We start from the raw sequence: 23,985 nt of genomic DNA on the forward strand, positions 1-23,985 counted from the left end.
AAGGGGGATGGCCGCCGCGGGCGCGCCGTGGCGGTGGCTTGACCCGGGTCAAGACCGCGCCGCGCCGCCGGTCCTACCGTCGCGGTGAGCGCGCCGTGCCGCCCGGCCGGCGCCCGCCATCGGGAGGAACCCATGTCCGCTTGTGCCGACTCCGTGCGCGACGCCCTGCGCGCCGTCATCGACCCCGAGATGGGGATCGACGTGGTCGAACTGGGGCTGGTCGACGGCATCGACGTGGCCGCCGACGGCGCGGTCGCCGTGCGCCTGATCATGACCTCGCCGGCCTGCCCGCTGGGCGAATACCTGCGCGAGACGGCGGAGGCGGCGATCCGCGCCGCGGTGCCGGCGGCGCCGGCGGTCGGGGTGGCATTGCTGCGCGACCCGCCGTGGACGCCGGCCCGGCTGTCGGCCGAGGCCCGCCGCCACCTCGGCTGGCCGGAGGCCTAGCCATGGCCGCGGCGTCGCCCGCGGCCGGCGTGGCCGTTCCCGCGATGGGGGCCGCCGTGCGGGCCCACCGTCTGCCGCTGCTCGCGCTGGGCGCGGTGTCCCTGGTGGTCGGGGTGCTGGCCGGGCTGGCCCGCCTCGGTCTGGCGGCCCCGCTGCCGCACGACGGCGCGACGCTGCTGCACGGGCCGCTGATGGTGTCGGGGTTCTTCGGCACGGTGATCGGGCTGGAGCGTGCGGCGGCGCTGGGGCGTCCCTGGGTGTTCGCGGGCCCCCTGGCGACCGGCGGCGGCGGCCTGCTGCTCGCCTTCGGCGGGCCGGAGGCGCTGGGGGCGGCCCTGATGACGCTGGGCGCGGCGGTGCTGACGATCGCGTCGGTGGGGGTGTGGGCGGGCCAGCGGGCCGGGTTCACCGCCACCCTGGCGGGGGCGGCGGCGTGCTGGCTGGTGGCCAACGCGACGTGGCTGGCCGGCATCCCGGTGTGGACGGCGATCGGCTGGTGGATGCTGTTCCTGGTGCTGACCATCGCCGGCGAGCGGCTGGAGCTGAGCCGGTTCCGGCCCCCCGGCCGCTGGTCGGCGCCCGGGTTCGCGCTGGTCGTCGGGGTGCTGGTCGCGGGCGCCACCCTGGGCACCGTGGCGCCCGACGCCGGGCTGCGCCTCACCGGGGTGGGGCTCGCCGGGCTGGCGCTGTGGCTGGTCCGCCACGACGTGGTGCGCCGGACCGTGCGGGTCGCCGGCTTGCCCCGCTTCGTCGCGCTGTGCCTCTTGTCGGGCTACGGGTGGCTGCTGGTCGCCGGCGTCCTGGCCGCCGCCTCGCCGGCCCCGGCCAGCGGGGTGCTCTACGACGCCGTGCTGCACGCCGTCTTCCTCGGCTTCGTCTTCGCCATGGTGTTCGGGCACGCGCCGATCGTCCTGCCCGCGGTTCTGCGGCTGGCGTTGCCCTTCGGCCGCCGCCTCTACCTGCCGCTGGCGGCGCTGCACCTGGGGGTGGCGGCGCGCACCGCTGGGGTGCTGCTGGACGACCTGGCGGTGCGCCAATGGGGCGGCGCCGCCGCCGCCGCGGCGATCGGCCTGTTCATCGCCGTCACCCTGTGGAGCGTGATCCGGCGGCGGTGATTTTCGGCGTTTTTTCGAAAAAGTGGTAGGCGGCGAAAAACTCGCCGCCGTTTACGCCACTTTAAGAAGTTCGGCCCTATAAACGACCTGCAACTTGGTTGCGTTCCTCCCTAAAACTCGCAAGGCGCCGGAGAAATCCGGCGCCTTTTTTCTGTTCGTCAATGGGTCTTCATCGTTCCGATGTTCGGACACATTTGAGTCGCTGTTGAGATGGGATGTTGTGTTCGGCGGGAACGGGATGACCCGCCGGCCGTCAGCCGCCTCCCGGCGGGGGAACGGGCGGGGGAACGGGCGGGGGCGTCGTCCGCCGGCGCCACAGCAGGAAGACCGAGGGCGCCAGGGTGACGATGATGACGATCCGCACGATGTGGTGGGTCGACACGAACGCCACGTCGCTGCCGAGCGCCAGCGCGACCAGGCTCATTTCCGCCAGGCCGCCGGGCGCGTAGGCGAGGATGACGCCGGCCAGCCCCAGCCCGGTGGCCCAGGCCAGCAGCCCGGCGGCGGCGACGGTGATCCCCAGCATGACCGCGGTCAGCCCGACCGCGAGCACGGCGCAGCGGCCGACGCGGGCCGGCGAGAGGCCGGTGAAGCGGGACCCGAGGGCCGCCCCCACCTCCACCTGGGCCGCGGCCACCAGCGGCCCCGGGGGATGGCCGGTGGTCAGCCCGCCGAGATGGATGCCCGCCGACAACAGCATCGGCCCGACGATCTGCGCGGCGGGGATGCCGAGCCGGCGGGCAATGGGGTAGCCGACGGCGCAGGCCGCCAGCAGGGCGAGGTCGCGCGGCGCCAGCCCGGTGAGCGGCGGGCCCAGCGGTCCGCGCTGCGCCGGGTCGTACAGGCCCAGCCACTGGAAGGTGAAGGGCACCAGCAGCACCACCAGCATGACCCGCAGCGCGTGGACCAGGGAGATGGTGCGGTCGTCGCCGCCCATCTGACCGCCGATCAGCACCATCTCGTTGAGGCCGCCGGGGGTGGCGGTGAAGAAGGCGGTGACCGGGTCGAGGCGGGCGACGCGGCGCAGGAACACGACGCCGGCCAGCGTCGCCACCGCGATGTAGACCGCCAGCCCGGCCAGCGTCACCGCCCAGTCGCCGAGACGGCCGAGGATCGCCGGGGTGAAGGCGCTGCCCAGCATGATGCCCAGCACCATGATCATGGCCGTGCGCAGCCCCGCCGGCACGGCCACCGGCAGCCCCGCCATGGCCGCCGCGGTGGTCGCCAGCATCGCGCCGATCATCCAGGCCAGCGGCAGGTGGAACCACGCGAACAGCGCGCCGCCGGCGCTGCCGACGGCCAGGGCGAGCGCCAGCCGGCCCAGCGCCACGGCGCCGCCCGGCCGGCCGGTGGTGGGCGGCACCGCCTCAGCCCTCCAGGCGGCCGAGGCGCACGGCGGTCTGGCCGGCGCGCACCCGCCGCGCCGGCATGACGAGGACGCAGCCGTCGTAGGGCGCGCGGATGGTCCGGTCCCCGTCGTGGGCGATCGGCGCCCCGGCCGGCAGCGTCTCCAGGCCGCGGAACGGGGCGACGAAGGCGAAGGCGTCGGTGGCGGCGGTCACCGTGTCGGTCACCTCCACGGTGCGGTGTGGCTCGACGTGGCGGCGCAGCCGGGGCCGGGCCAGCTCGGTGTCGACCATGCCGAGGGCCAGCAGGAAGCGCAGGGCGCTCTCGACCGCCACCGCGGCGGTCTCGGCGCGCCAGTGCTGGCCGCATTCCACCAGCAGGGCGGTGCGGTGGCCGTGCGCGGCGGCGAAGCCGTCGTAATCGATCAACCGCCGTCCCCCGGCGTGCCCGGCGTCGGCGACGATCCAGGCGGGATGGCCGAGGTCGCGCGACAGGGCACGGCCGCGGGACGTCCGGCCGCACAGTATGAGCGGCGCCGTGTCGTTGGTCATGGAGTGGAGGTCGAGCACGACGTCGGCGCGGTCGTAGACGGGGCGGAGCTGCCGCGCCCGGCGCAGTTCGACGCTGGACCGCCGCCCGTCGAGCACGTCGGCCGACCACAGGCGGTTGAAATCCTCGTCGACGAAGCGCGAGTTGAACGGTGCGGCGGGGTCGAAGGCCTGGTAGGCGGCGACGTTGGCCAGACACAGGCTCAGCCGGCCGCGGCGTGGCCGTACGCCGATGCGGAACAGCGCGTCGATGGCGACGGCGCCGCAGACCTCGTTGCCGTGGGCCAGCGCGTTGATGACCGCGTGGGGGCCGGGCTCGCCGCTGTCCAGGGTGGTGACGTAGTCGATTCCGGTGTTGCCATGCCGGTACGCGCTGATGTCCGGCGGAGTGATCTCGATCGCGAAATGGTCGGTCACGACGTGTCCGAGGGCCCGGGGTGCGAGGATGCGGCGAGCACGCCACAAATTGCGAGTATGGCGAACCGCCCGGTCGCGCGCTACCCCCGCCATGGCCCGGCGGGGTTGCGCCCGCGGACAATCCTGGGGCGGCTGTTGTGACAGTTTTCCGTCGACGCCCGCCGGCAACTCGTTTATATGCACCGCCATGCGCGGCGGCCCGGCGCGCCCCCCGAACCTGGGGCTGGGCGGACCGCCGCGCCGCTCCAGGGAAAGACGGGAAGCCGGGCAGGGTCATGAGCTTTGTGATCGAGGACGTCCTCGTCCGGCACGACCCGATCGGACGGCGGGTGCCGGTTCTGTTCGACTCGCCCCACAGCGGCGCGGCCTATCCCCGCGACTTCGATTTCGCCTGCCCCCTGCCGGCCTTGCGCCAGGCCGAGGACTCCTACGTCGACGAGCTGTACGCGTCTGTGCCGGAGCGGGGGGCCACCCTGCTGCTGGCGCTGTTCCCGCGCACGTACATCGACGTCAACCGGGCGGTCGACGACGTCGCCCCGGACATCCTCGACGGGCCGTGGCCGGAGCCGTTGCGCCCGACCGAGAAGAGCGCCGCCGGGATGGGCCTGATCCGCACCCTGTGCCGGCCGGGCATGCCGCTCTACGACGGCCGCCTGCCGGTCGCCGCCGTGGCCGAGCGCATCGACCGCTACTACCGGCCCTATCATTTCCAGCTCGCCGGCATCCTCGACGGGCTGGCCGCACGGTTCGGGGCGGTGTGGCACGTCAACTGCCATTCCATGCCGTCGACCGGGCCGGGCGGGCGGGGCATGCCCGACTTCGTGATCGGCGACCGCGACGGGACCACCAGCGACCCGGCGTTCGTCGCCTTCGTCGTCGGCGTGCTGCGCCGCCTGGGCCACAGCGTCACCGTCAACGATCCCTACAAGGGGGTCGAGCTGGTCGGTCGCTACGCCAACCCGGCGCGCGGCCGCCACGCCATCCAGGTCGAGATCAACCGCGCCCTCTACATGGACGAGGAGACCCTGGAGAAGAGCGCGGGATGGCCGGCCCTGCAGGGCACCATCGACACCCTGACCGCCGAGATCTGCCGTTTCGCCCGTGAGCGCACGGCCGGGCGCACGGCGGTCGAGGAGACGGAGAAGGCGGCGGAATAGCCCCCGGCGCCGGGGGCGGCCCGGTCCCTCAGGGCTCGAACTGTTCCTTGAGGATGCGCTCCTCGAAGTTGAACTCGGGATCGAACAGCAGGGTCAGCGAGATGTCGCGCGCCTCGGCGACGGTCACGCTCTCGACCTCGCGCACCTCGGTGGAATCGGCCACCGCGCTGACCGGGCGCTTGGGCGCCTCCAGCACCTCGAACCGGATCTGGGCGGTGTGCGGCAGCAGCGCGCCGCGCCAGCGCCGCGGCCGGAAGGCGGAGATCGGCGTCAGCGCCAGCACCCCGGCGCCCAGCGGGATGATCGGCCCGTGGGCGGAGAAGTTGTAGGCGGTGCTGCCGGCGGGGGTCGCCACCAGGGTGCCGTCGCAGATCAGCTGGGCCAGCCGTTCCCTGCCGTCGACGCTGATGCGCAGCTTGGCCGCCTGGCGGGTTTCGCGCAGCAACGAGACCTCGTTGATGCCAACGGCGTCGACCACGTCGCCGTCGACCCGCTGGGCGCGCATGCGCAGGGGGTGCAGGGTCACCCGCTGGGCCCGCTCGACCCGCGCGTGCAGGTCCTCCTCGCGGTAGGCGTTGAGCAGGAAGCCGACCGAGCCGCGGTTCATGCCGTAGACCGGGGTCGGCGCCTTGGGGTTGCGGCGCAGGCCGGCGTGCAGGGTCTCCAGCAGGAAGCCGTCGCCGCCCAGCGCGACCACCACGTCGGCGTCCTCGGGCGGGATGTGGCCATAGCGGTGGACCAGACGCGTGCGGGCGCCGCGCGCCTCCTCGGTGTTGGCGCACACGAAGGACAGGTGCAGCGGTTCCTGGGGCAGGCGGACGGAGGCGAGGGCGTCGGTCATGGCGCGCCGACCATAGCGCAGGTCGCGCTGGGGCGACAGTGCCGCGAACGCCCGTCAGCCCCCGGTGACGCTCATGTGGCGCGGCGACGCGGCGGCGGCGTGGCGGCGGTCGATGACGAAGTCGTGGCCCTTGGGCTTGCGGGCGATCGCCTCGCGGACCGCCCCCTCCAGCACCGCCTCGTCGTCGCTGGTGCGCAGCACGGTGCGCAGGTCCGCCGCGTCCTCCTGCCCCAGGCACATGAAGAGGGTGCCGGTGCAGGTCAGGCGAACGCGGTTGCAGCTTTCGCAGAAATTGTGGGTCATCGGCGTGATGAAGCCGATGCGGCAGCCGGTCTCGCGCACCCGCACATAGCGCGCCGGGCCGCCGGTGCGGTGGTCGGTCTCGTCCAGCGTCCAGCGCTTGGCCAGGTCGGCCCGCACCATGGAGAGCGGCAGATACTGGTCGAGCCGCGAGACGTCGCCGAGTTCCCCCATGGGCATGACCTCGATGAAGGTGAGGTCGAAGCCGCGCTCGCCGCACCACGCGACCATCCGGTCGTGCTCGTCGTCGTTGACGCCTTTCAGGGCCACGCAGTTGATCTTGATCGCCAACCCCGCCGCGGCCGCCGCATCCAGTCCGCCCATCACCTTGTCGAACCGGCCCCACCGGGTGATCGCCTGGAACTTGTGCGGGTCGAGCGTGTCGAGGGAGACGTTGATGCGCCGCACCCCGGCGTCGACCAGCGGCACGGCGTATTTGAACAGCATCGAGCCGTTGGTGGTCAGGGTCAGTTCGTCGAGGGCGCCGGAGGCGACGTGGCGGCCCAGCGCCTGGATCAGATCCATGATGTTGCGCCGCACCAGGGGCTCGCCTCCGGTCAGCCGGATCTTGCGGGTCCCCAGGCGCACGAACGCCGTGGCCAGCCGGTCCAGTTCCTCCAGGGTCAGCACCTCGGCCTTGGGCAGGAAGCTCATGTCCTCGGCCATGCAGTACACGCAGCGGAAGTCGCAGCGGTCGGTGACCGAGATGCGCAGGTAGTCGACGGTGCGGCCGAACGGATCGACCAGCGGGGCCGGGGCGAGCGGAGCCTGGGCGGCGGTCGCGCTCTGCGTCGTGGTCGCGGTCATCGGGCCTGTCTCCTCGTCGTTCGGCCGGCGGTTGGGGCGGCGGGCGGTCCACGCCACCACGGCCGGATCTGATCATATAGGACATCCGCCGGGGATTTCGCCCCTCGGAACCGTCCGCTCACCCCACCATGGCATCGGGCGGTCGTCCTTGACCAGACGCAAGCGCGCAACGCGCCACCGCGGCGGCCCCGCCCCCGGAAACGGACGGACGGCGTCCCCTCTTGACAGGGTGGGCAGGCCACCGCCATGCTCAAAACGTTATGTTATAACATTACATTTCTCCCGCCATGGACCCGCCGATGCCCGCCACCCGACCCGCCACCCAACCCGCCACCCTTCGCGCCCGCGCCGCCGCGCTGTTGTTCGCCGCCGCGGCCGGGGCCGCCGCGCTTGGTCCCGCCGCCGCCGCCGCCCCCGGTGCCGGCGGTGGCACGGCCTATCCGCTGGTTCTGGAGAACTGCGGCAGGGCGGTGACCGTCGCCCGCGCGCCGCAACGGGTGGTCTCCATCGGGCAGAGCAGCACGGAGATCCTCCTGTCCCTCGGGCTGGCCGACCGGATGGTCGGCACCGCCGTGTGGTTCGGCCCGGTGTTGCCCGCCTTCGCGGACGCGAACGCGGGCATCGCGCGGCTGGCCGACAACGATCCCAGCTTCGAGGCGGTGGTCGCCCGCGCGCCCGACCTGGTGACCGCGCAGTTCGCGTGGCACGTCGGTCCGCACGGTTCCGTCGCGACGCGGGAGCGCTTCGCCGACCTGGGCATCCCCAGCTACGTCTCGCCGGCCGATTGCGCCAAGGACAATTCCACCGGCGGCGACGGGACCCGCAAGGCGCCGTTCTCGATGGATCTCGTGCACCGGGAGATTCGCGACCTCGCCGCGATCTTCGACGTGCAGGACCGTGGCGAGGCCCTGATCGCCGACCTCCGCCGGCGGGAAGCCGCCGCCGTCGCGTCGGTGGCGGGCCTCGACGCCGGGGCCGCGTCGGCCGTGGTCTGGTTCTCCAGCAAGGAGGTCGAGGGCGACGCCTTCGTCGCCGGCGCCAACGGCGTGCCCGCCTATCTGCTGAAGGCGATCGGCGTCCGCAACGTCATCACCGTCGAGGACGAGTGGCCGTTGACCAGTTGGGAGAGCATCGCCGCGGCCGATCCGATGGTGATCGTCATGGCCGGGATGGCGCGGCGGCGGTATGCCGCCGACGACACCGCCACCAAGCTCCGCTTTCTCCGGACCGACCCCGTGGTCGGCACGCTGGACGCGGTCCGACACCGCCGCTTCGTGGTGATGGATGTGGAGGCCATGCATCCCTCCATCCGCACCGTCGACGGCATCGAGGCGCTGGCCGCGGCCGTCACCCGCTTTGGCCTGCTGAAGTGATGGACACGCGCGCGTCCGGGCGGCCGTGGCGGCGGTGCGGCGTCCTGCTCTTCCTGTCGCTCGCCGCCCTGGCGCTGGCGATCACGTTGGCCGTGGCGGTCGGCGAGATGCCGATCGACGTGGCCACGGCCGCGATGGCGCTCAGCAACGGCCTGCTCGGCACCGGCTTCCCGGTCACCCCGATCCAGGAAGGGGTGGTCTGGGATTACCGGCTGAGCCGGGCGCTCGTCGCGGCGAGCTGCGGCGGCGCGCTGGCCGTCTCCGGAGCGGTCCTGCAGGCCGTGCTGCGCAACCCGCTGGCGGAGCCGTACCTGCTGGGTCTCTCCGCGGGCGCCTCCACCGGCGCCGTCGCGGTGATGATCGCCGGGCTGGGCGGCGGGGCGCTGTCGCTCTCGGGCGGGGCCTTCCTCGGCGCGGTGACCGCCTGCGCCCTGGTCGCCGCGCTGGCGGCCGGGGCCGGCAGCGGCCTGGACCGCATCATCCTGGCCGGCGTCGCCGGATCGCAGCTGTTCAACGCGATCACCTCCTACCTCGTCACCACCGCCGCCAACGCCGAGCAGGCGCGCGGCGTCCTGTTCTGGCTGCTGGGAAACCTCGGCGGCGTGCGCTGGCCGGACGTTCACCTCGCCGCCCTGGCGGCCCTGACCGGCTCGGCCCTGTGCATGGTCCACGCCCGCGCCCTCGACGCCTTCACCTTCGGGAGCGACGCCGCGGCGGCCCTGGGAATCCCCGTCGCCCGGGTGCGCCTCGCCCTGTTCGCGGCGACCGCGGCGATGACGGCGACGATGGTCGGCATCGTCGGGTGCATCGGCTTTGTCGGCCTGGTGGTCCCCCACGCGGCGCGGTTCCTGGCGGGCGGCGGCCACGCGCGGCTCCTGCCGGCGGCGTTCCTCATGGGAGCGGTCTTCATGGTGTTCGCCGACCTGCTGTCCCGCGTCATCGTCCCCCAGCGGGTGCTGCCGATCGGGGTGGTCACGGCCCTGGTCGGGGCGCCGGCGTTCGCCGTCATCCTCCTGCGCTCGCGGCGGTCGCGATGACCGTCGCCGCACGCGACGTGCGCTGGCGGTGTGGCGGGCGGATGATCCTCGACGGCGTGTCGATGGACGTGGTGCCGCGCGCCGTCACCGGCCTGATCGGGCCCAACGGTTCCGGGAAATCGAGCCTGCTGCGGCTGCTCGCCCGGCTCCGGCGCGTGACCTCCGGCGTGGTGACGCTTGGCGGCACGGACATCGCCACCCTGCCGCACCGCGCCGTCGCCCGGCGGGTGGCGTTCGTCGAGCAGCAGACCGCGACCGACGCCGAGATCACGGTGGCCGACGTCGTGCGGCTCGGACGCACACCGCACCGCGGGCCCTTCACGCCGTGGACGCCGGAGGACGCGGCGGCGGTGGAGCGCGCGCTGGCCCGGGTGGCGATGGCCGACAAGGGCGGCCGGCTGTGGCACACCCTGTCCGGCGGGGAGCGCCAGCGCACCCAGATCGCCCGCGCCCTGGCCCAGTCGCCGAGCGAACTCCTGCTCGACGAACCCACCAACCATCTCGACATCGGGCACCAGCTCGAGGTGCTGGCGCTGGTCGGAGAGCTTCGGGCGACGGTGATCGTGGCGCTGCACGACCTCAATCTGGCGGCGATGTTCTGCGATTCCCTGATCGTCCTCCAGGGCGGCCGGATCGTCGCCTCGGGCAGCCCCGCGGCGGTCCTCACCGGGCCACGGATCCGGGAGGTGTTCGGCGTCGACGCCGGGGTGGAGCGCTGCCCCGAGACGGGGGCCGTGCGCGTCCACTACCGTCCGGGGCCGCGCCATGCGGAGCGGCCCCCGGCCCGGTCACCTCCCGGGCCGGTGTGATCGCACCGGGGCCGGCGGCTCAGGCGGCGCGTTCGGCGGTGGAGCGCAGCTCGCGCAGGAACGTCTCGATCTCGCCCTTGAGCGACGTCGATTCGCCCTCCAGCATCACGCTGGCCCGGGAGAGGTCGTCCGCCGTGCGCTGGGTGCCCTGGGCGCTGGCGCTCACCGCACCGATCTCGGCGGCGATGCGGCGGGTGCCGGTGGCGGCCTCCTGGACGCTGCCGGCGATGTTGCCGGTCGCGGCGTTCTGCTCCTCGACCGCTGCGGCGATGGCCGTGGTCGCGTCGTTGATGCCGCGGATGGTGTCCTCGATGCGCTCGATGGCGCCGACCGTGGCCTGGGTGCCGCTGGCCACCGACTGGATGATGCGGGTGATCTCCTCGGTCGCCCCCGCGGTCTGGTTGGCCAGGCTCTTGACCTCCTGGGCGACCACCGCGAAGCCCTTGCCGGCCTCCCCGGCGCGCGCCGCCTCGATCGTGGCGTTGAGCGCCAGCAGGTTGGTCTGGCTGGCGATCCCGGTGATGAGGTCGGCCACCTCGCCGATCCGCTTGGTCGCCTCGGCGAGGTCGCGCACGGCGGCGACCGTGTCGGAGGCCTCCTCCATGGCGCGGCGCGCGGTCGCGGCGGACTGCTCGACCTGCTGGCCGATTTCGCGGCTGGAGCCGGAGAGCTGCTCGGTCGCGGCGGCCACGGTCTCCACGTTGGCGGTGGTCTGCTCCGTCGCCGCGGCGACGCTGGCGCTGCGCTGACGGGTTTCCTCGGCGCTCACCGACAGCCCCTTGGCGGCGCCGGTGAGGCGCTGGGTCTCGTCGGCGATGCGGGCGATCACGGTCAGCACCCGCGACTGGACGTCGTCGGCCATCCCCAGCAGGGCGCGGCTCTCCTTCTCGCGGGCCTCCGTCTTGAGGCGCTCCTGCTCGGCCAGCAGCGTCCGGTTCTCCACCGTCGCCGACTTGAAGACCCGCAGCGCCGCGGCCATGGTGCCGAACTCGTCGCGGCGACCCTGGTCGGGGATCTCCACGTCGAGATCGCCCTCGGAGAGACGCCGCATCACCGTCGCGAAGCGGTCGACCGTGCGCGACACCTGGCGCCCGATGAGCAGGGCGCCGCCCGCCACCAGGGCGACCAGCACCACCAGCACCCCGGCCAGGTTCCGCACGCCCGTCCAGAAGGCGGCGTCCACGTCGTCGACGTAGACGCCGGTGCCGACCAGCCACTGCCAGGGATCGAACGGCGCGGCGTAGCTGAGCTTGGGCGAGGGCTCCGTCTCACCCAGGCGCGGGTAATGGTATTCGAGGAATCCGCCACCGGCACGGGCCGCCTTCACCATGCCGAAGGTGATGTCGACGCCGTTCGGGTCGCGGGCGGGCGGAATGCTGGTGTCGTATTCGGACTTGGGATTCTGCGGCTGGACGACCCGCGTGCCCTCGTAGTCGAGCACGAACACGTACTCCTTGCCGGCGTAGCGCAAGCCGCGCAGCGCGTCGCGCGCCCGTGTCTTGGCCTCGTCCTCGGTGAGGCGGCCGGCTTTCCACTCCCCGTGGAAGTAGGCGAGCGTGTTGTGGGCGGTGTCGACGACGTTGCGCAGCATGGTCCGGTAGCCGGCAAGCTGCGTGTCGCGCATGTGCATCAGGTCGACGGTGCCAAGAACCAGCAACCCGCCGGCGGCCAGCAGGGCGAGGAAAAGGAGGCGTGCGCGCAGAGAGATCGCAAGAAGCATGGGGTATTCCTGAACCAAAAGAGCGAGGCGTCCCTCATTTCGGCGTCAGGACATTAACAAAATACTCCGCATGCCAACGCTGGAGGAAATAACAATCGACAAGAAAGCCAATTGGCTTTTTGTTTCGGGGCTGGCGATACAAGGGAAGGTGACGGCGATCAAAACGTTCGCCGGAGGCGGGGCGGCCGGGCCGCCCCCTCCGGCCGTGCCGCGGCCGCGGCGGCTCAGGAGTTGCCGCGGCCGTTGCCGCCGCCGGTGTCCTCCGCGGCCCCCTCGGCGGCTCCCTCGGCCCGCTCGCGCAGGTAGTCGTCGGTGGTCCGCGGCACCCGCGGACCGCCCATCCGGAAGGGGTCGTCGCCGCGCTCGACCTGGTCGATCACCCGGCAGTCCTCGCACATGCGGATGCGGTTGGCCGCCTCCGGCGTCGCGAACATCCAGTGCTTGCCGGACAGGGCGGTGACGATCTTCTCGATCGACGACGCCGTGGCGAAGGGTTTGCCGCAGCGCACGCAGCAGAACGGCTCCTCCTCCTTCAACGTCACCGCGCCCCGGGCGACGTCGCGGAAGTCGAGCTCGGGGATCAGCGAGACGACCGACTCCGGGCAGGTGGTGCGGCACAGGCCGCACTGCACGCAGGCGTCCTGGGCGAAGCTCAGGGCCGGCTTGTCCGGGTTGTCGCGCAACGCGCCGGTCGGGCAGGCGCCGACACAGGCTAGGCACAGGGTGCAGCCGGCGGCGTCGACGGCCACCCGGCCGAACGGGGCTCCGGCGGGCAGCGGCAGGACCGCGGGGGCCGCGGGCGCCGCCTTGTGCAGGTGGCGCAGCGCCAGCATCGCCACGCTGCGCTTGCCGCCCATGGGCAGGAACGACGCGGCGGCGGGCGCGGTCACGGCGGGCAGGTCCCACAGGGCGGCCTCCACCGCGTCGGGGTCGCGGCCGTCGATCACCGACACACGGCCGGAGCCGTAGCCGAGCCCGCTCATCACCGTCTCGATCAGGCCGATCTGGCTGGCCAGCCCGGCGGTTTCGCCGGTGTTGGCCGGACCGGTCAGCACGACGACCCGGGCCGCGCCGTAGGCGAAGGCGGTGGCGAACAGGTCGAGGCCGAGCTGGGTCACCTCGTGCACCGCGAAGGGCAGGACGCGGGCCGGCAGGCCGCGGCCGAGGCGGGCCATCAGCGCGATCAGGTCGGCGCCGTGACGGGGATCGTGGACCAGCAGCACCGGCGCCGCGCCGCCGGCCCGGGCGTAGGCGCCGAGCAGGGTGCGCAGGCGCTCGAACAGGGTCTGCTGGGGCGGCAGGGCGTAGGTCGCCGCACCCGTGGGGCAGACCGCGGCGCAGGATCCGCACCCGGCGCAGATATGAGGGTCGATGGCAACGTGGTCGCCGGCGGGCGCGACGGCGCCGGTGGGGCAGACGTCGAGGCAGCGGGTGCAGCCGGTCTGGCGGCTGCGGGAGTGGGCGCAGAGATCGGCCTTGAAGTCGACGTAGCGCGGCTTCTCGAACTCGCCGACCAGGTCGGCCGCCTCGAACACCGCGCGGGCGACGGCGGCGGGGTCGCCGGGGTCGGGCCGCAGGTAGCCGTCGCGCCGGCCGTGGGCGGGAAACAGCGGGGCGCCGCCGGTGAGGTCGAGGATGATGTCGCAGCGCGACACGGCACCGTGGCGGGGCGCGTCGAAGCGCAGCGCGCCGCGCGACGAGGGAACCGCGGCGGCGTAGTCGTCCACCACGATCTCGAACCGGCCGAGCCAGCCGCGCGCGGTGCGGACCGTGCCCTTGAACACCGGCACGTCCATGACGCGCGGCGGCAGCACGTCGTCGGGCCGGTCGAGCAGGACCGTGACGTCGAGTCGGCCGGCGAGGCGGCGGGCCGCCTCGATCGCGCTCTCGTCCCGGCCGTAGACCAGGCACACCCCCTCCGAGGTCAGGGTGATGCTGGACGTCGGCGGCACGTCCAGCGTCGCCTCGGCGATCAGCGCCGCCATCTTGGGCAGCGCCGCCGCGGCGTCGTCCGACCAGCCGGCGCGGTCGCGCAGGTCGACGAAGCCGAGCGCCACGCCGGGACCGGAGTCGGACCCGGCCGCCCCGGCGATCTCGGCGAACAGGGGCGCCTCCTGGCCGCAGGCGATCAGCAGCGGCCCCCCGCCGGCCTTGACCTGGGCCTCGAACCGGCCGAGCTCGGCGCGGCAGAGCTGGGTGTGGACGGTGGCGGCGCCCCCGGCGCCGCAGGCCGCGGCCAGCTCCGTCCCGTCGAGCGGCATGGAGCGGCCGCAATCGCACACCATCACGGTGCGGCCGGCGATCTTCATGGTCGGACTCCTCGAAACCCCGGGCCCGCGAATCCGCGTCGCCCCTGATGCCTTCCGTCCGCTATATCTGGGGCGCGCCGTTCTTGGCGACCGGAATCTTTTCACCGGACCCTTTTCAAAGGCCGCGCCGACCATGCCGGAGATGATGAACACCCGTGAGGTGGCGGAGTACCTCCGCATCAAGGAGCGCAAGGTCTACGACCTCGTCGCCGCCCGCCGCATCCCGTGCTCGCGCGTCACCGGAAAATGGTTGTTTCCCAAGGCCCTGATCGACCGCTGGGTGGCCGACGGGGCGGAGATGGCGCCGGCCGGCGTGCGCCGCGACCGGCCGGTCCCGCCGCCGGTGGTCGCCGGCTCCGCCGACCCCCTGCTGGACTGGGCGGTGCGGGAATCGGGCAGCGGCCTGGCGGTGCGGGCCGACGGCAGCCTGGACGGGCTGCGCCGGCTGGCCGCCGGCGAGGCGGCGGTGTGCGGCCTGCACGTGGTCGATCCGGCGAGTGGCGCCTACAACGTGCCGATGATCGAGCAGGGGCTGCCCGGCCTCGACGTGGTGGCCCTCGCCTGGGCGACCCGCACCCAGGCGCTGCTGCTGGCCCCGGGCAACCCGCTGGGGATCACCGGGCTGGCCGACCTGGCGGCGCGGCGGGCGCGGGTGGTGCGCCGCCAGGCCGACGCCGGGGCGCAGGTCCTGCTGGAGCATCTGCTGGCCACGGCCGGGCTGGCGATGGGCGATCTGGCGACGGTGGCGCCGGTGGCGCGGACCGAGATGGACCTTGGGCTGGCGGTGCTGGAAGGGCGGGCCGACGCCGGTCTGGGCGCCCTGGCGGTGGGCCGGCAACTGCGCCTGGACGCCATCCCGCTGGCCGAGGAGCGGTTCGATCTGGTGATGCGGCGGCGCGAGTGCTTCGAGCCACCGATGCAGGCCCTGCTGGCCTTCGCCCGCGGCGACGCCTTCCGGCGACGGGCCGGGGAGCTCGGCGGCTACGACCTGTCGCAGACCGGGGCGGTGCGGTTCAACGGGCCGTGATGCGCCGCCCGTCCCCATGCCCGTCCCCGGCGCGGCGGCGGGGACGGGCGGCGGGGACGGGGATGGGGATCACGCGCCGGGGATCACGCGCCGGCGTCTTCGGCGTTGGGGAAGAACAGCTGCTCGCCACCGACCTGGTAGTCGGCGATCGCCTTCTGGCCGTCCGCCGAGGTCACCCAGTCGACGAAGGTCTGGCCGGCCTCCGTCTTGACGTGGCTGAACTTCTCCGGGTTCACCAGGATGACGCCGTACTGGTTGAACAGGCGCTTGTCGCCCTCGACCAGGACCTGGAGGTCGCCGCGGTTCTTGAAGCTGAGCCAGGTGGCGCGGTCGCTCATGGTGTAGGCGCTGCTGGCGGCGGCGGTGTTGAGGGCGGCGCCCATGCCCTGGCCGATCGCCTTGTACCAGTCGCCGGCCCCCTTGGGGTCGACGCCGGCGGCCTTCCACAGGGCCAGCTCCGCCTTGTTGGTGCCGCTGTCGTCGCCGCGCGAGACGAACGCCGCCTTCGTGTCGGCGATCATGCCGAGCGCCTTGGAGACGTCCTTCATGCCCTTGACGCCGGCCGGGTCGGAGGCCGGGCCGACGATCACGAAGTCGTTGTACATCACCGGGTTGCGCTTCACCCCGAAGCCTTCGGCGACGAATTTGTCCTCCGACGGCTTGTGGTGCACGAACAGCACGTCGGCGTCGCCGCGGCGCGCCATGTCGATGGCCTGGCCGGTGCCCTTGGCGACGACCCGCACCTCGATCCCGGTCTTCTCGGTGAACTTCGGCAGGATCGAATCGAACAGGCCGCTGTCCTGGGTCGACGTGGTGGAGGCCACGGTGATGAAGCTGTCCGCCGCGGCCGCCGGGCCGTGGACGGCCAGCGGGGCGAGGGCGGCGGCGGCGGCCAGGGCGGCGGCCAGGAAACTGCGTCGGAACATGGCTGGAGATCCCTCCTTGGTTTTTCTTGGTGTCGTGTCGGGTGACGGGAACGGGGCGGTCAGACGACGCGGGCGCGGGCCCGCTCGCGGACCGCGGCGACGCCGGCGTTGACCACCAGCGACAGGGCGATGAGGATGACCCCGAGGCCGAGCGCCAGGGGCAGGTCGCCCTTGCTGGTCTCCAGGGCGATCGCGGTGGTCATGACGCGGGTGACGTGGTCGATGTTGCCGCCGACGATCATCACCGCGCCGACCTCGGCGGAGGCGCGGCCGAACCCCGCCAGCACGGTCGTGGCGAGGCTTGCCCGCCCTTCCGACAGCAGGGTGGCGACGGTGCGCAGGCGGCCGGCGCCGACCACGCGCAGCAGCTCGCCGTATTCCACCAGCAGGTCCTCCACCGTCTGGCGCGCCAGCGCCGCCACGATCGGGGTGATGAGGGTGGCCTGGGCCAGGATCATCGCCTCGGGCGTGAACAGCAGCCCGAACACGCCGAGCGGTCCCGAGCGCGACAGCATCAGGTAGATCACCAGCCCGACCACCACCGGCGGCAGGCCCATCATGGCGTTCAGCAGCACGGTGACGGCGCGCCGGCCGGGAAACGCGAAGGCCGCCACGGCGGCGCCCAGCGGCAGGCCGATCAGCGAGGCCAGCAGGACCGCCGACAGGCTCACCCGCAACGACAGCCCGACGATCTCCATGAGGTCGGGATCGAGGGTGCCGATGAGGTGGAACGCCGTGGCGAAGGCGTGCCCGAATTCGTGCATGGTGCGTCTCCGGTGCCCCTGCGTCTTTATGCCGTTTTCCTGCATGGGTTACAAGGCCACCCGGCCGGCGCCGGCGCCCTTGCCGTCTGGCGGGATTGCCACCATGCTTTGCGCCATGGACATTCAGGAATTCGCCATCCGGCCCGATCCGGCCGACCCGCGCCTGACCCGCCGGGTGACCGGCGTCGACCAGGACAACCGCCCCGTCGAGACCGCGGTGACGGTGGAGCGGCCGCTGACCCTGTTCCTCAACGGGCAGGAGATCGTCACGATGATGACGATCGGCGACTATCCCGAGTACCTCGCCGTCGGCTATCTGCTGAACCAGAACATGCTGCGGCGCGACGACCGGATCGCCGCCGTCGACGTCGACGAGGAGACCGACACGGTGGTGGTGCGCACCGAGCGCGCCACCGACTTCCAGGAGAAGCTGAAGAAGAAGACCCTGACCTCGGGCTGCGCCCAGGGCACGGCGTTCGGCGACGTGATGGAGGTCTTCGAGACCATCTGCCTCAACCCGGACGCCCGGCTCAAGACGTCGTGGATCTACGCGCTGTCCAAGACGATCAACCTGACCCCCAGCCTCTACCTGGAGGCCGGGGCGATCCACGGTTGCGTGCTGTGCCGGGAGGACCGGCCGCTCCTCTACATGGAGGACGTCGGCCGCCACAACGCCGTCGACAAGGTGCGCGGCTACATGCACCGGCACGGCGTGGCGGCGGAGGACAAGATCTTCTACACCACCGGCCGGCTGACCAGCGAGATGGTGATCAAGACCGTTCAGATGGGCATCCCGATCCTGGTGTCGCGCTCCGGCTTCACCGCATGGGGGGTGGAGCTCGCCCGCCAGGCCGGCCTCACCCTGGTCGGCCGGGCCAAGGGGCGGCGCTTCATCGCCCTGGCCGGCGAGGAGCGGCTGGACTTCGACGCCGACCCGGCCACGGCCGGCGACGAGCCCAGCCGCCACCAGCGCAAGGGGAGCCGCGACGATGAGTGACGCGCCGGCCTCCGGTCCCGTTGGTGCCGGTCCCGTTGCCGGGGTGCTGCTGGCCGGCGGGCTGTCGCGCCGCATGGGCGGTGGTGACAAGAGCCTGCGCACCCTGGGCGGGCGCAGCATCCTGGAGCGCATCGTCGCCGCGGCGCGCCCGCAGGTCGACGCGCTGGTGCTCAACGCCAACGGCGATCCCGCCCGCTTCGCCGCCTTCGGCCTGCCCGTTGTGTCCGACGTGGTGGAAGGCTACGCCGGGCCGCTGGCCGGGGTGCTGACCGGGCTGGAGTGGGCCCGCGCCCATTGTCCGGAGGCGCGCTGGGTGGCGAGCTTCGCCACCGACGCGCCGTTCCTGCCGGGCGACCTGGTGGCCCGCCTGCGCCGTGCGGTGGCGGAGGAGGGGGCGGACCTCGCCTGCGCGCGCTCCGCCGGGCGCGACCATCCCGTGTTCGGGCTGTGGCCGGTGCGCCTCGCCGACGACCTGCGCCGGGCCATGGTGGAGGAGGAGATGCGCAAGGTCGACGTGTGGACCGCCCGCCACCGCCTGGCGGTGGCCGAATTCGTCTGCGATCCCGTCGACCCCTTCTTCAACACCAACCGGCCCGAGGATCTGGAGGAGGCGGAGCGCCTGCTGGCCCGGGGGCGGGGCGGGGGGCCGCGGCCGTGACGGCGGTCGGCGGCAGCGGGCTCGACCGGGTCGAGACCATGGCCCTGGGCGTGGTGCTGGAGCGCCGCGCCGGGGTGACGCCGTGGCAGGCCACGGTGTGGCGCCCGGTGGGGGTGATCCCCGGCGCGGCGCCGGTGGACGGCGCGTGGCCGGTGATCGGCGCCGGCGACGGCTGGACCCGCTTCCACGCCGGCACGCTGACCCTGGAGCTGTTCCGGTCGGACACCGAGGGCTACAAGGTCAACCTGTCCCAGGAGCCGCCGCGCCTGTGGGTGGTGCTCCGGCCGGACGCGGCGGGCGGCGGCGCAGCGGGCGACGGCGCAGCGGGCGACGGCGCAGCGGGCGACGGCATGGTGCCGTTCTTCGTCACCGCCTCCGCCCACGAGGCCGAGGCCTATCAGGTCAGCGGCACCGAGATCGTCGAGCCGGTGGCGATGCCGCCGGAGGTGCTGGCCCTGGTCGCCGACTTCGTGGCCCAGCACCACGTCGACGTGCCGTTCGAGAAGCGCCAACGCAAGCGCCACACCCCTGAGGAGCCGGGCCGGCCGCTGCCGGGCGGCCGAGGGATTCCCCGATGAGCGACGAAACCTTCCTCTCCCGCTGGTCCCGCCTGAAGCGCACGGAGACCCGGCCGGGCCGCGGCGGCGCCACGCCCCGGCCGGCGCCGGAGCGGCCCGACGGGCCGCCCGACGCCCACCTCGCCAATCCGGCGGCCAATCCGGCAGACAATCCGGCGGCCATTCCGGTCGCCGGTCCGGCCGGCACGCCGCCGGGCGCGGGTCCGGAGGAGGGGGCGCCGGACGTCACCGCCGATCTGCCGCCGGTCGACGGTCTTCACGCCGGCTCCGACTTCACCGGGTTCCTGCGGGACGGCGTGCCGGCGGCCCTGCAACGCCAGGCCCTGCGCAAGCTGTGGACCTCCGACCCGGTGCTCGCCAATCTCGACGGGCTTGTCGACTACGCCGACGACTACCACGCCGTGTTCGCCAGGACCGACGTGGTCAACACGCTGTTCCGCGTCGGCAAGGGCATGGTGGACCGTGACGAGGACGCCGCAGAGGCCGCGGAGGCCGCCGCGCTCGACGGTGGCGCGGACACGATGCCCGGCGCCGGCCCCTCTCCGGCACCGGAGGCCGGCGATCCCGGTGCGACCGGGGGCGCGAATGAGAATAACTCTCATGAAAACGAACAGTCCCTGGCCGGCACCGCCGAGAACAAGGTCGGGACGTCCACTGAAAGCTGACCCGTCAAGCCAAGACCGCGGCATCAGTCCAAGGGCGTTATGTTTGCAAAAACATAACGCCTTTCTTGTGACTGGACTTGGCACTCGAAGTGGTCCGACCACTGGATGTTGACATCGCGGCAAATTGCCCCTTAAATGAAGGGGCGCTGCGATTAAAGACCTGTTCCCACTCGGGTTTTTCGCGGTTGCACCATGGCGCAGAGAGGCGCGGGCAGGGCCGGTCCACCCGGCGACGCCCGCGGCTGACGGGAAGGTGGCCGGAAGAGCCGCCGATGACGGCTCCGTGAGCGTGGGAGCGGAACGGAGCAGCCGTATTGGGGAGGACAACCATGTCGCCGCACGGTGACGGTGGCCGCATCGTGTCTTCGGACGCCGCCGCCGCCATGGATCTGCCGGACGAAGAGATGCTGCGGGCGCAGACCTACGCCCTGCTGGCGCGCCTGATGGCGCAGCCGCCGGGTGCGGATCTGCTGTCCGCCGTCGCCGCCATCGATGGCGACGCCAGCCCGCTCGGCACGGCCTTCGCGGCCCTCGCCGCCGCCGCCCGGAGCGCATCGCCCACGACGGTGGCGGAGGAGCACATGGTGCTGTTCATCGGCGTCGGCGGCAGCGAGATGACCCCCTACGGCTCCTACTACATGACGGGATTCCTCAACGAGAAGCCGCTGGCCGCGCTGCGCGACGACATGGCGCGCCTGGGCATCGCCCGGGCCGAGGAGGTCAAGGACCCCGAGGACCACATCGCCGCCCTGTGCGAGATGATGGCCGGGCTGATCGCCGGCGCCTTCGCGGCCCCCGCCGCGCTGGAGGAGCAGCGCGCGTTCTTCGACCGGCACATCGCGCCCTGGGCGGCGCGCTTCTTCGCCGATCTGGAGACCACGCCGTCGGCCGGCTTCTACCGCGCGGTCGGCACGGTCGGCCGCCGCTTCCTGGAGGTCGAGGGCCAGGCGTTCGCCATGGCCGCGTAGTGGGCGCCCGCGCCGCACCGCGGCGCGGGGATAGGGTTTCGCTGGAACACGGGTTTCGCTGGAAAGGGTGACGACGATGACGGACCAGAAGGACAACAGCACACTTCGACGGCGCGACCTGTTCCGTGCCGCCGGCGCCGGTGCCGGGGCGCTGGGCGCCGCCGCGGTCGGTCTCTCCGCCGCCGCGCCCGAGGCCGAGGCGGCGGCGCCCGTCGCGTCCGGCTACCGCGACACCGAGCACGTCCGCAAGGCGTACGAGACCAGCCGGTTCTAAGGAGGGCACCCCATGTTGACCAAGAAGAAGGCCACGTCCGCCGCCGGGCCCCGGCTCGCCAAGGCGCTCTCCGGCCTGACCGGGAACACCGTGGACCGGCGGACGTTCCTGCGCACCTCGGGCATCGCCGCCAGCGGCGCCGCCGTTGCCGCCACCCTGCCGCTGGGCCGGGTCCGCAAGGCCGAGGCGGCGACGCCCGCTGCGGGGGGCGGCGTCATCAAGACGGTGAAGAGTGTGTGCACCCACTGCTCGGTGGGCTGCACCGTCGTCGCCGAGGTCCAGAACGGCGTGTGGATCGGTCAGGAGCCGGGCTTCGACAGCCCCTTCAACCTGGGCTCCCACTGCGCCAAGGGGGCCTCGGTGCGCGAGCACGCCCATGGCGAGCGCCGCCTGCGCTACCCGGTCAAGCTGGTGGACGGCAAGTGGCAGCGCATCCCCTGGGACCAGGCGATCGAGGAGGTCGGCAGCAAGCTTCTCGACATCAAGCAGAAATCCGGCCCGGATTCTGTCTACTGGCTCGGTTCGGCCAAGCACTCCAACGAACAGGCCTATCTGGTCCGCAAGTTCGCCGCCTTCTGGGGCACCAACAACGTCGATCACCAGGCGCGCATCTGTCACTCCACCACGGTCGCCGGCGTGGCGAACACGTGGGGCTACGGCGCCATGACGAACAGCTACAACGACATCCACAAGTCGCGCAGCATGTTCTTCATCGGCTCCAACGCCGCCGAGGCGCACCCGGTGTCGCTGCTCCACATCCTCAAGGCGAAGGAGGAGAACAACGCGCCGCTGATCGTCGCCGACCCGCGGTTCTCGCGCACCGCCGCCAAGGCCGACGAGTACATCCGCTTCCGTCCGGGCACCGACGTCGCCCTGATCTGGGGCATCCTCTGGCACGTCTTCGAGAACGGCTGGGAGGACAAGGACTACATCGCCCAGCGCGTCTACGGCATGGACGACATCCGCGCCGAGGTGGCGAAGTGGACGCCGGAGGAGGTGGAGCGCGTGTCGGGCGTGCCCGGCAGCCAGCTCAAGCGGGTCGCCCGCACCCTCGCCTCGAACAAGCCGGGCACCCTGGTCTGGTGCATGGGCGGCACCCAGCACCACAACGGCAACAACAACACCCGCGCCTACTGCGTGCTGCAGCTGGCGCTCGGCAATGTCGGCGTGTCGGGCGGCGGCACCAACATCTTCCGCGGCCATGACAACGTGCAGGGCGCCACCGACCTGGGCGTGCTGGCCGACACGCTGCCCGGCTATTACGGCCTGGCCGAGGGCTCCTGGCGCCACTGGGCGCGGGTCTGGGAGGTCGGCTACGACGACCTGGCGGTGAACTTCGCCTCCAAGGAGATGATGGAGAAGACGGGCATCCCGGTGTCGCGCTGGTTCGACGGCGTGCTGGAGCCCAAGGAGAACCTCGACCAGCCCGAGAGCATCAAGGGCATGGTGTTCTGGGGCCACGCGCCGAACAGCCAGACCCGCCTTCCCGACATGAAGAAGGCGATGGAGAAGCTGGAGCTGCTGGTCGTCATAGACCCCTACCCGACGATGACGGCGGTGATGCAGGACCGCAAGGACGGCATGTACCTGCTGCCGGCGGCGACCCAGTTCGAGACCTACGGCTCGGTGACCGCGTCCAACCGCTCGATCCAGTGGCGCGAGAAGGTCGTCGAACCGCTGTTCGAATCGAAGACCGACCACGAGATCGTCTACCTGTTCGCCAAGAAGTTCGGCTTCGCCGAGGCGATGTTCAAGAACATCAAGGTCGAGGGGACGGAGCCCCTGGTCGAGGACGTGACGCGGGAGTGGAACCGCGGCATGTGGACCATCGGCATGACCGGCCAGTCGCCGGAGCGCCTGCGCGCCCACATGGACAACCAGCACACCTTCGACCGCACCACCTTGCGGGCCAACGGCGGGCCGTGCGATGGCGACTTCTACGGCATGCCCTGGCCGTGCTGGGGCACGCCGGAGATGAAGCACCCCGGTTCCGCCAACCTCTACGACATCTCCATCCCGGTGGCCGAGGGCGGCATGGGCTTCCGCGCCCGCTTCGGCGTGGAGCGCAACGGCACCAACCTGCTGGCCGAGAACTCCTACCCCGTCGGCTCCGACATCAAGGACGGGTATCCGGAGTTCACCATGGCCATGCTGCAGAAGCTGGGCTGGGACCAGGACCTGAACGAGGCCGAGATGGCGGCCATCAAGGCGGTCGGCGGCGCCAAGCCGGAGACCGTGAACTGGAAGACCGACCTGTCCGGCGGCATCCAGCGCGTCGCCATCAAGCACGGCTGCGCCCCCTACGGCAACGCCAAGGCGCGCGCCGTGGTGTGGACCTTCCCCGACCCGGTGCCGCTGCACCGCGAGCCGCTGTACTCGCCGCGCCGCGACCTCGTGGCCGCCTACCCGACCTACGCCGACGTCAAGGACTTCTGGCGGGTGCCGACCCTCTACAAGTCGGTCCAGGATCGGGACGTGTCCAAGGACTTCCCGCTGATCCTGACCTCGGGCCGGCTGGTGGAGTACGAGGGCGGCGGCGACGAGACCCGCTCCAACCCCTGGCTGGCCGAACTGCAGCAGGACATGTTCGTGGAGATCAACCCGTTCGACGCCAACGGGATGGGCGTCAAGGACGGCCAGATGGTGTGGGTGCACGGCCCCGAGGGCGGCAAGGTCAAGGTCAAGGCCATGCTGACCGAGCGGGTGGGCAAGGGCGTCACCTTCATGCCCTTCCACTTCGGCGGCTGGTTCCAGGGCGAGGACCGGCGGGGCAAGTACCCGTCGGGCGCCGACCCCATCGTGCTGGGCGAGGCCTGCAACACCGCCCAGACCTACGGCTACGACTCGGTCACCCAGATGCAGGAGACCAAAGCCACCCTCTGCCGTATCGCGGCGGCCTGA

The 23,985-nt window shown here is 72.5% G+C and carries 22 protein-coding genes; 14 read left to right on the forward strand and 8 right to left on the reverse strand.

Features of this window, described 5'->3' with window-relative positions; all coding sequences use genetic code 11:
- Window positions 1-132 precede the first annotated feature (132 nt).
- Both AC6H2I_RS09335 and AC6H2I_RS09340 read left to right on the forward strand, forming a co-directional pair.
- Complete coding sequence (locus AC6H2I_RS09335) at window positions 133-447, forward strand: metal-sulfur cluster assembly factor (protein ID WP_497500337.1); 315 nt, start codon at window positions 133-135, stop codon at window positions 445-447.
- A 2-nt stretch (window positions 448-449) separates the two neighbouring features.
- Window positions 450-1,562 (forward strand): DUF8744 domain-containing protein, encoded by a 1,113-nt coding sequence (locus AC6H2I_RS09340; RefSeq protein ID WP_497500338.1) that lies wholly within the window; start codon window positions 450-452, stop codon window positions 1,560-1,562.
- A 253-nt stretch (window positions 1,563-1,815) separates the two neighbouring features.
- Here AC6H2I_RS09340 and AC6H2I_RS09345 read toward each other — a convergent pair whose 3' ends face one another.
- Together AC6H2I_RS09345 and AC6H2I_RS09350 are read right to left on the reverse strand one after the other, a co-directional pair.
- A complete protein-coding gene (locus AC6H2I_RS09345; RefSeq protein ID WP_497500339.1) occupies window positions 1,816-2,925 on the reverse strand; it encodes an AbrB family transcriptional regulator in 1,110 nt (369 codons plus the stop codon).
- 4 nt (window positions 2,926-2,929) lie between these two features.
- Window positions 2,930-3,874 (reverse strand): M14 family metallopeptidase, encoded by a 945-nt coding sequence (locus AC6H2I_RS09350; protein ID WP_497500340.1) that lies wholly within the window; start codon window positions 3,872-3,874, stop codon window positions 2,930-2,932.
- A gap of 275 nt (window positions 3,875-4,149) precedes the next feature.
- Here AC6H2I_RS09350 and AC6H2I_RS09355 point away from each other — a divergent pair, with 275 nt between their 5' ends.
- Window positions 4,150-5,031, forward strand: coding sequence for an N-formylglutamate amidohydrolase (locus AC6H2I_RS09355; RefSeq protein WP_497500341.1), 882 nt, complete (start codon window positions 4,150-4,152; stop codon window positions 5,029-5,031).
- 28 nt (window positions 5,032-5,059) lie between these two features.
- Here AC6H2I_RS09355 and AC6H2I_RS09360 read toward each other — a convergent pair whose 3' ends face one another.
- Window positions 5,060-5,872 (reverse strand): NAD kinase, encoded by an 813-nt coding sequence (locus tag AC6H2I_RS09360; RefSeq protein ID WP_497500342.1) that lies wholly within the window; start codon window positions 5,870-5,872, stop codon window positions 5,060-5,062.
- Between the two features lie 54 nt (window positions 5,873-5,926).
- Window positions 5,927-6,979 (reverse strand): GTP 3',8-cyclase MoaA, encoded by a 1,053-nt coding sequence (moaA, locus tag AC6H2I_RS09365; protein ID WP_497500343.1) that lies wholly within the window; start codon window positions 6,977-6,979, stop codon window positions 5,927-5,929.
- Between the two features lie 299 nt (window positions 6,980-7,278).
- On the opposite strand from moaA, the gene AC6H2I_RS09370 reads away from it, so the two are divergent.
- The 3 genes from AC6H2I_RS09370 to AC6H2I_RS09380 are packed head-to-tail and all read left to right on the forward strand — an operon-like array spanning window position 7,279 to window position 10,198.
- Window positions 7,279-8,352 (forward strand): ABC transporter substrate-binding protein, encoded by a 1,074-nt coding sequence (locus AC6H2I_RS09370; protein ID WP_497500344.1) that lies wholly within the window; start codon window positions 7,279-7,281, stop codon window positions 8,350-8,352.
- Window positions 8,352-9,389 (forward strand): FecCD family ABC transporter permease, encoded by a 1,038-nt coding sequence (locus tag AC6H2I_RS09375; RefSeq protein WP_497500345.1) that lies wholly within the window; start codon window positions 8,352-8,354, stop codon window positions 9,387-9,389. Before AC6H2I_RS09370 ends, AC6H2I_RS09375 begins: the two co-directional genes overlap by 1 nt.
- Window positions 9,386-10,198, forward strand: a complete 813-nt coding sequence (locus AC6H2I_RS09380; protein WP_497500346.1) for an ABC transporter ATP-binding protein — start codon at window positions 9,386-9,388, stop codon at window positions 10,196-10,198. Before AC6H2I_RS09375 ends, AC6H2I_RS09380 begins: the two co-directional genes overlap by 4 nt.
- Window positions 10,199-10,217: 19 nt before the next feature.
- Here the strand turns inward: AC6H2I_RS09380 and AC6H2I_RS09385 are convergent, their stop codons facing one another.
- Window positions 10,218-11,918, reverse strand: a complete 1,701-nt coding sequence (locus AC6H2I_RS09385) for a methyl-accepting chemotaxis protein (protein ID WP_497500347.1) — start codon at window positions 11,916-11,918, stop codon at window positions 10,218-10,220.
- Between the two features lie 224 nt (window positions 11,919-12,142).
- The gene (locus AC6H2I_RS09390) at window positions 12,143-14,227 is read right to left on the reverse strand and encodes a 4Fe-4S binding protein (RefSeq protein ID WP_497500348.1); all 2,085 of its coding nucleotides are present in this window, start codon (window positions 14,225-14,227) and stop codon (window positions 12,143-12,145) included.
- Between the two features lie 145 nt (window positions 14,228-14,372).
- Here AC6H2I_RS09390 and AC6H2I_RS09395 point away from each other — a divergent pair, with 145 nt between their 5' ends.
- Window positions 14,373-15,254: a substrate-binding domain-containing protein gene (locus AC6H2I_RS09395; protein ID WP_497500349.1), complete on the forward strand. Its 882-nt coding sequence runs from the start codon at window positions 14,373-14,375 to the stop codon at window positions 15,252-15,254.
- 83 nt (window positions 15,255-15,337) lie between these two features.
- Here AC6H2I_RS09395 and AC6H2I_RS09400 read toward each other — a convergent pair whose 3' ends face one another.
- The gene (locus tag AC6H2I_RS09400) at window positions 15,338-16,180 is read right to left on the reverse strand and encodes an ABC transporter substrate-binding protein (protein WP_497500350.1); all 843 of its coding nucleotides are present in this window, start codon (window positions 16,178-16,180) and stop codon (window positions 15,338-15,340) included.
- A gap of 59 nt (window positions 16,181-16,239) precedes the next feature.
- The gene (locus tag AC6H2I_RS09405) at window positions 16,240-16,944 is read right to left on the reverse strand and encodes an ABC transporter permease (RefSeq protein WP_497500351.1); all 705 of its coding nucleotides are present in this window, start codon (window positions 16,942-16,944) and stop codon (window positions 16,240-16,242) included.
- Between the two features lie 115 nt (window positions 16,945-17,059).
- On the opposite strand from AC6H2I_RS09405, the gene fdhD reads away from it, so the two are divergent.
- The 7 genes from fdhD to AC6H2I_RS09440 all read left to right on the forward strand — a co-directional run bounded on the left by fdhD (window position 17,060) and on the right by AC6H2I_RS09440 (window position 23,985).
- A complete protein-coding gene (gene fdhD / locus AC6H2I_RS09410; RefSeq protein ID WP_497500352.1) occupies window positions 17,060-17,941 on the forward strand; it encodes a formate dehydrogenase accessory sulfurtransferase FdhD in 882 nt (293 codons plus the stop codon).
- Window positions 17,934-18,599: a molybdenum cofactor guanylyltransferase MobA gene (mobA, locus tag AC6H2I_RS09415; RefSeq protein ID WP_497500353.1), complete on the forward strand. Its 666-nt coding sequence runs from the start codon at window positions 17,934-17,936 to the stop codon at window positions 18,597-18,599. Before fdhD ends, mobA begins: the two co-directional genes overlap by 8 nt.
- Window positions 18,596-19,177: a DUF3305 domain-containing protein gene (locus AC6H2I_RS09420; RefSeq protein ID WP_497500354.1), complete on the forward strand. Its 582-nt coding sequence runs from the start codon at window positions 18,596-18,598 to the stop codon at window positions 19,175-19,177. The genes mobA and AC6H2I_RS09420 overlap by 4 nt, the downstream gene beginning before the upstream one ends.
- Entirely contained in the window at window positions 19,174-19,842 is a 669-nt protein-coding gene (locus AC6H2I_RS09425) for a DUF3306 domain-containing protein (protein WP_497500355.1), read from the forward strand. The genes AC6H2I_RS09420 and AC6H2I_RS09425 overlap by 4 nt, the downstream gene beginning before the upstream one ends.
- Before the next feature lie 329 nt (window positions 19,843-20,171).
- Entirely contained in the window at window positions 20,172-20,810 is a 639-nt protein-coding gene (locus AC6H2I_RS09430; RefSeq protein ID WP_497500356.1) for a TorD/DmsD family molecular chaperone, read from the forward strand.
- Window positions 20,811-20,886: 76 nt separating this feature from the next.
- Window positions 20,887-21,084, forward strand: coding sequence for a hypothetical protein (locus AC6H2I_RS09435; protein ID WP_497500357.1), 198 nt, complete (start codon window positions 20,887-20,889; stop codon window positions 21,082-21,084).
- Window positions 21,085-21,096: 12 nt separating this feature from the next.
- The gene (locus AC6H2I_RS09440; RefSeq protein ID WP_497500358.1) at window positions 21,097-23,985 is read left to right on the forward strand and encodes a formate dehydrogenase subunit alpha; all 2,889 of its coding nucleotides are present in this window, start codon (window positions 21,097-21,099) and stop codon (window positions 23,983-23,985) included.

It is taken from the genome of Azospirillum sp. NS33 (assembly GCF_059703765.1).

Bases quoted from the DNA above. Each gene is read 5' to 3' on its own strand.
- AC6H2I_RS09335 (WP_497500337.1), top strand. From the start codon at position 133: ATGTCCGCTTGTGCCGACTCCGTGCGCGACGCCCTGCGCGCCGTCATC.
- AC6H2I_RS09340 (WP_497500338.1), top strand. From the start codon at position 450: ATGGCCGCGGCGTCGCCCGCGGCCGGCGTGGCCGTTCCCGCGATGGGG.
- AC6H2I_RS09355 (WP_497500341.1), top strand. From the start codon at position 4,150: ATGAGCTTTGTGATCGAGGACGTCCTCGTCCGGCACGACCCGATCGGA.
- AC6H2I_RS09360 (WP_497500342.1), bottom strand. From the start codon at position 5,872: ATGACCGACGCCCTCGCCTCCGTCCGCCTGCCCCAGGAACCGCTGCAC.
- moaA (WP_497500343.1), bottom strand. From the start codon at position 6,979: ATGACCGCGACCACGACGCAGAGCGCGACCGCCGCCCAGGCTCCGCTC.
- AC6H2I_RS09370 (WP_497500344.1), top strand. From the start codon at position 7,279: ATGCCCGCCACCCGACCCGCCACCCAACCCGCCACCCTTCGCGCCCGC.
- AC6H2I_RS09375 (WP_497500345.1), top strand. From the start codon at position 8,352: ATGGACACGCGCGCGTCCGGGCGGCCGTGGCGGCGGTGCGGCGTCCTG.
- AC6H2I_RS09380 (WP_497500346.1), top strand. From the start codon at position 9,386: ATGACCGTCGCCGCACGCGACGTGCGCTGGCGGTGTGGCGGGCGGATG.
- AC6H2I_RS09385 (WP_497500347.1), bottom strand. From the start codon at position 11,918: ATGCTTCTTGCGATCTCTCTGCGCGCACGCCTCCTTTTCCTCGCCCTG.
- AC6H2I_RS09390 (WP_497500348.1), bottom strand. From the start codon at position 14,227: ATGAAGATCGCCGGCCGCACCGTGATGGTGTGCGATTGCGGCCGCTCC.
- AC6H2I_RS09395 (WP_497500349.1), top strand. From the start codon at position 14,373: ATGAACACCCGTGAGGTGGCGGAGTACCTCCGCATCAAGGAGCGCAAG.
- AC6H2I_RS09400 (WP_497500350.1), bottom strand. From the start codon at position 16,180: ATGTTCCGACGCAGTTTCCTGGCCGCCGCCCTGGCCGCCGCCGCCGCC.
- AC6H2I_RS09405 (WP_497500351.1), bottom strand. From the start codon at position 16,944: ATGCACGAATTCGGGCACGCCTTCGCCACGGCGTTCCACCTCATCGGC.
- fdhD (WP_497500352.1), top strand. From the start codon at position 17,060: ATGGACATTCAGGAATTCGCCATCCGGCCCGATCCGGCCGACCCGCGC.
- mobA (WP_497500353.1), top strand. From the start codon at position 17,934: ATGAGTGACGCGCCGGCCTCCGGTCCCGTTGGTGCCGGTCCCGTTGCC.
- AC6H2I_RS09425 (WP_497500355.1), top strand. From the start codon at position 19,174: ATGAGCGACGAAACCTTCCTCTCCCGCTGGTCCCGCCTGAAGCGCACG.
- AC6H2I_RS09430 (WP_497500356.1), top strand. From the start codon at position 20,172: ATGTCGCCGCACGGTGACGGTGGCCGCATCGTGTCTTCGGACGCCGCC.
- AC6H2I_RS09435 (WP_497500357.1), top strand. From the start codon at position 20,887: ATGACGGACCAGAAGGACAACAGCACACTTCGACGGCGCGACCTGTTC.
- AC6H2I_RS09440 (WP_497500358.1), top strand. From the start codon at position 21,097: ATGTTGACCAAGAAGAAGGCCACGTCCGCCGCCGGGCCCCGGCTCGCC.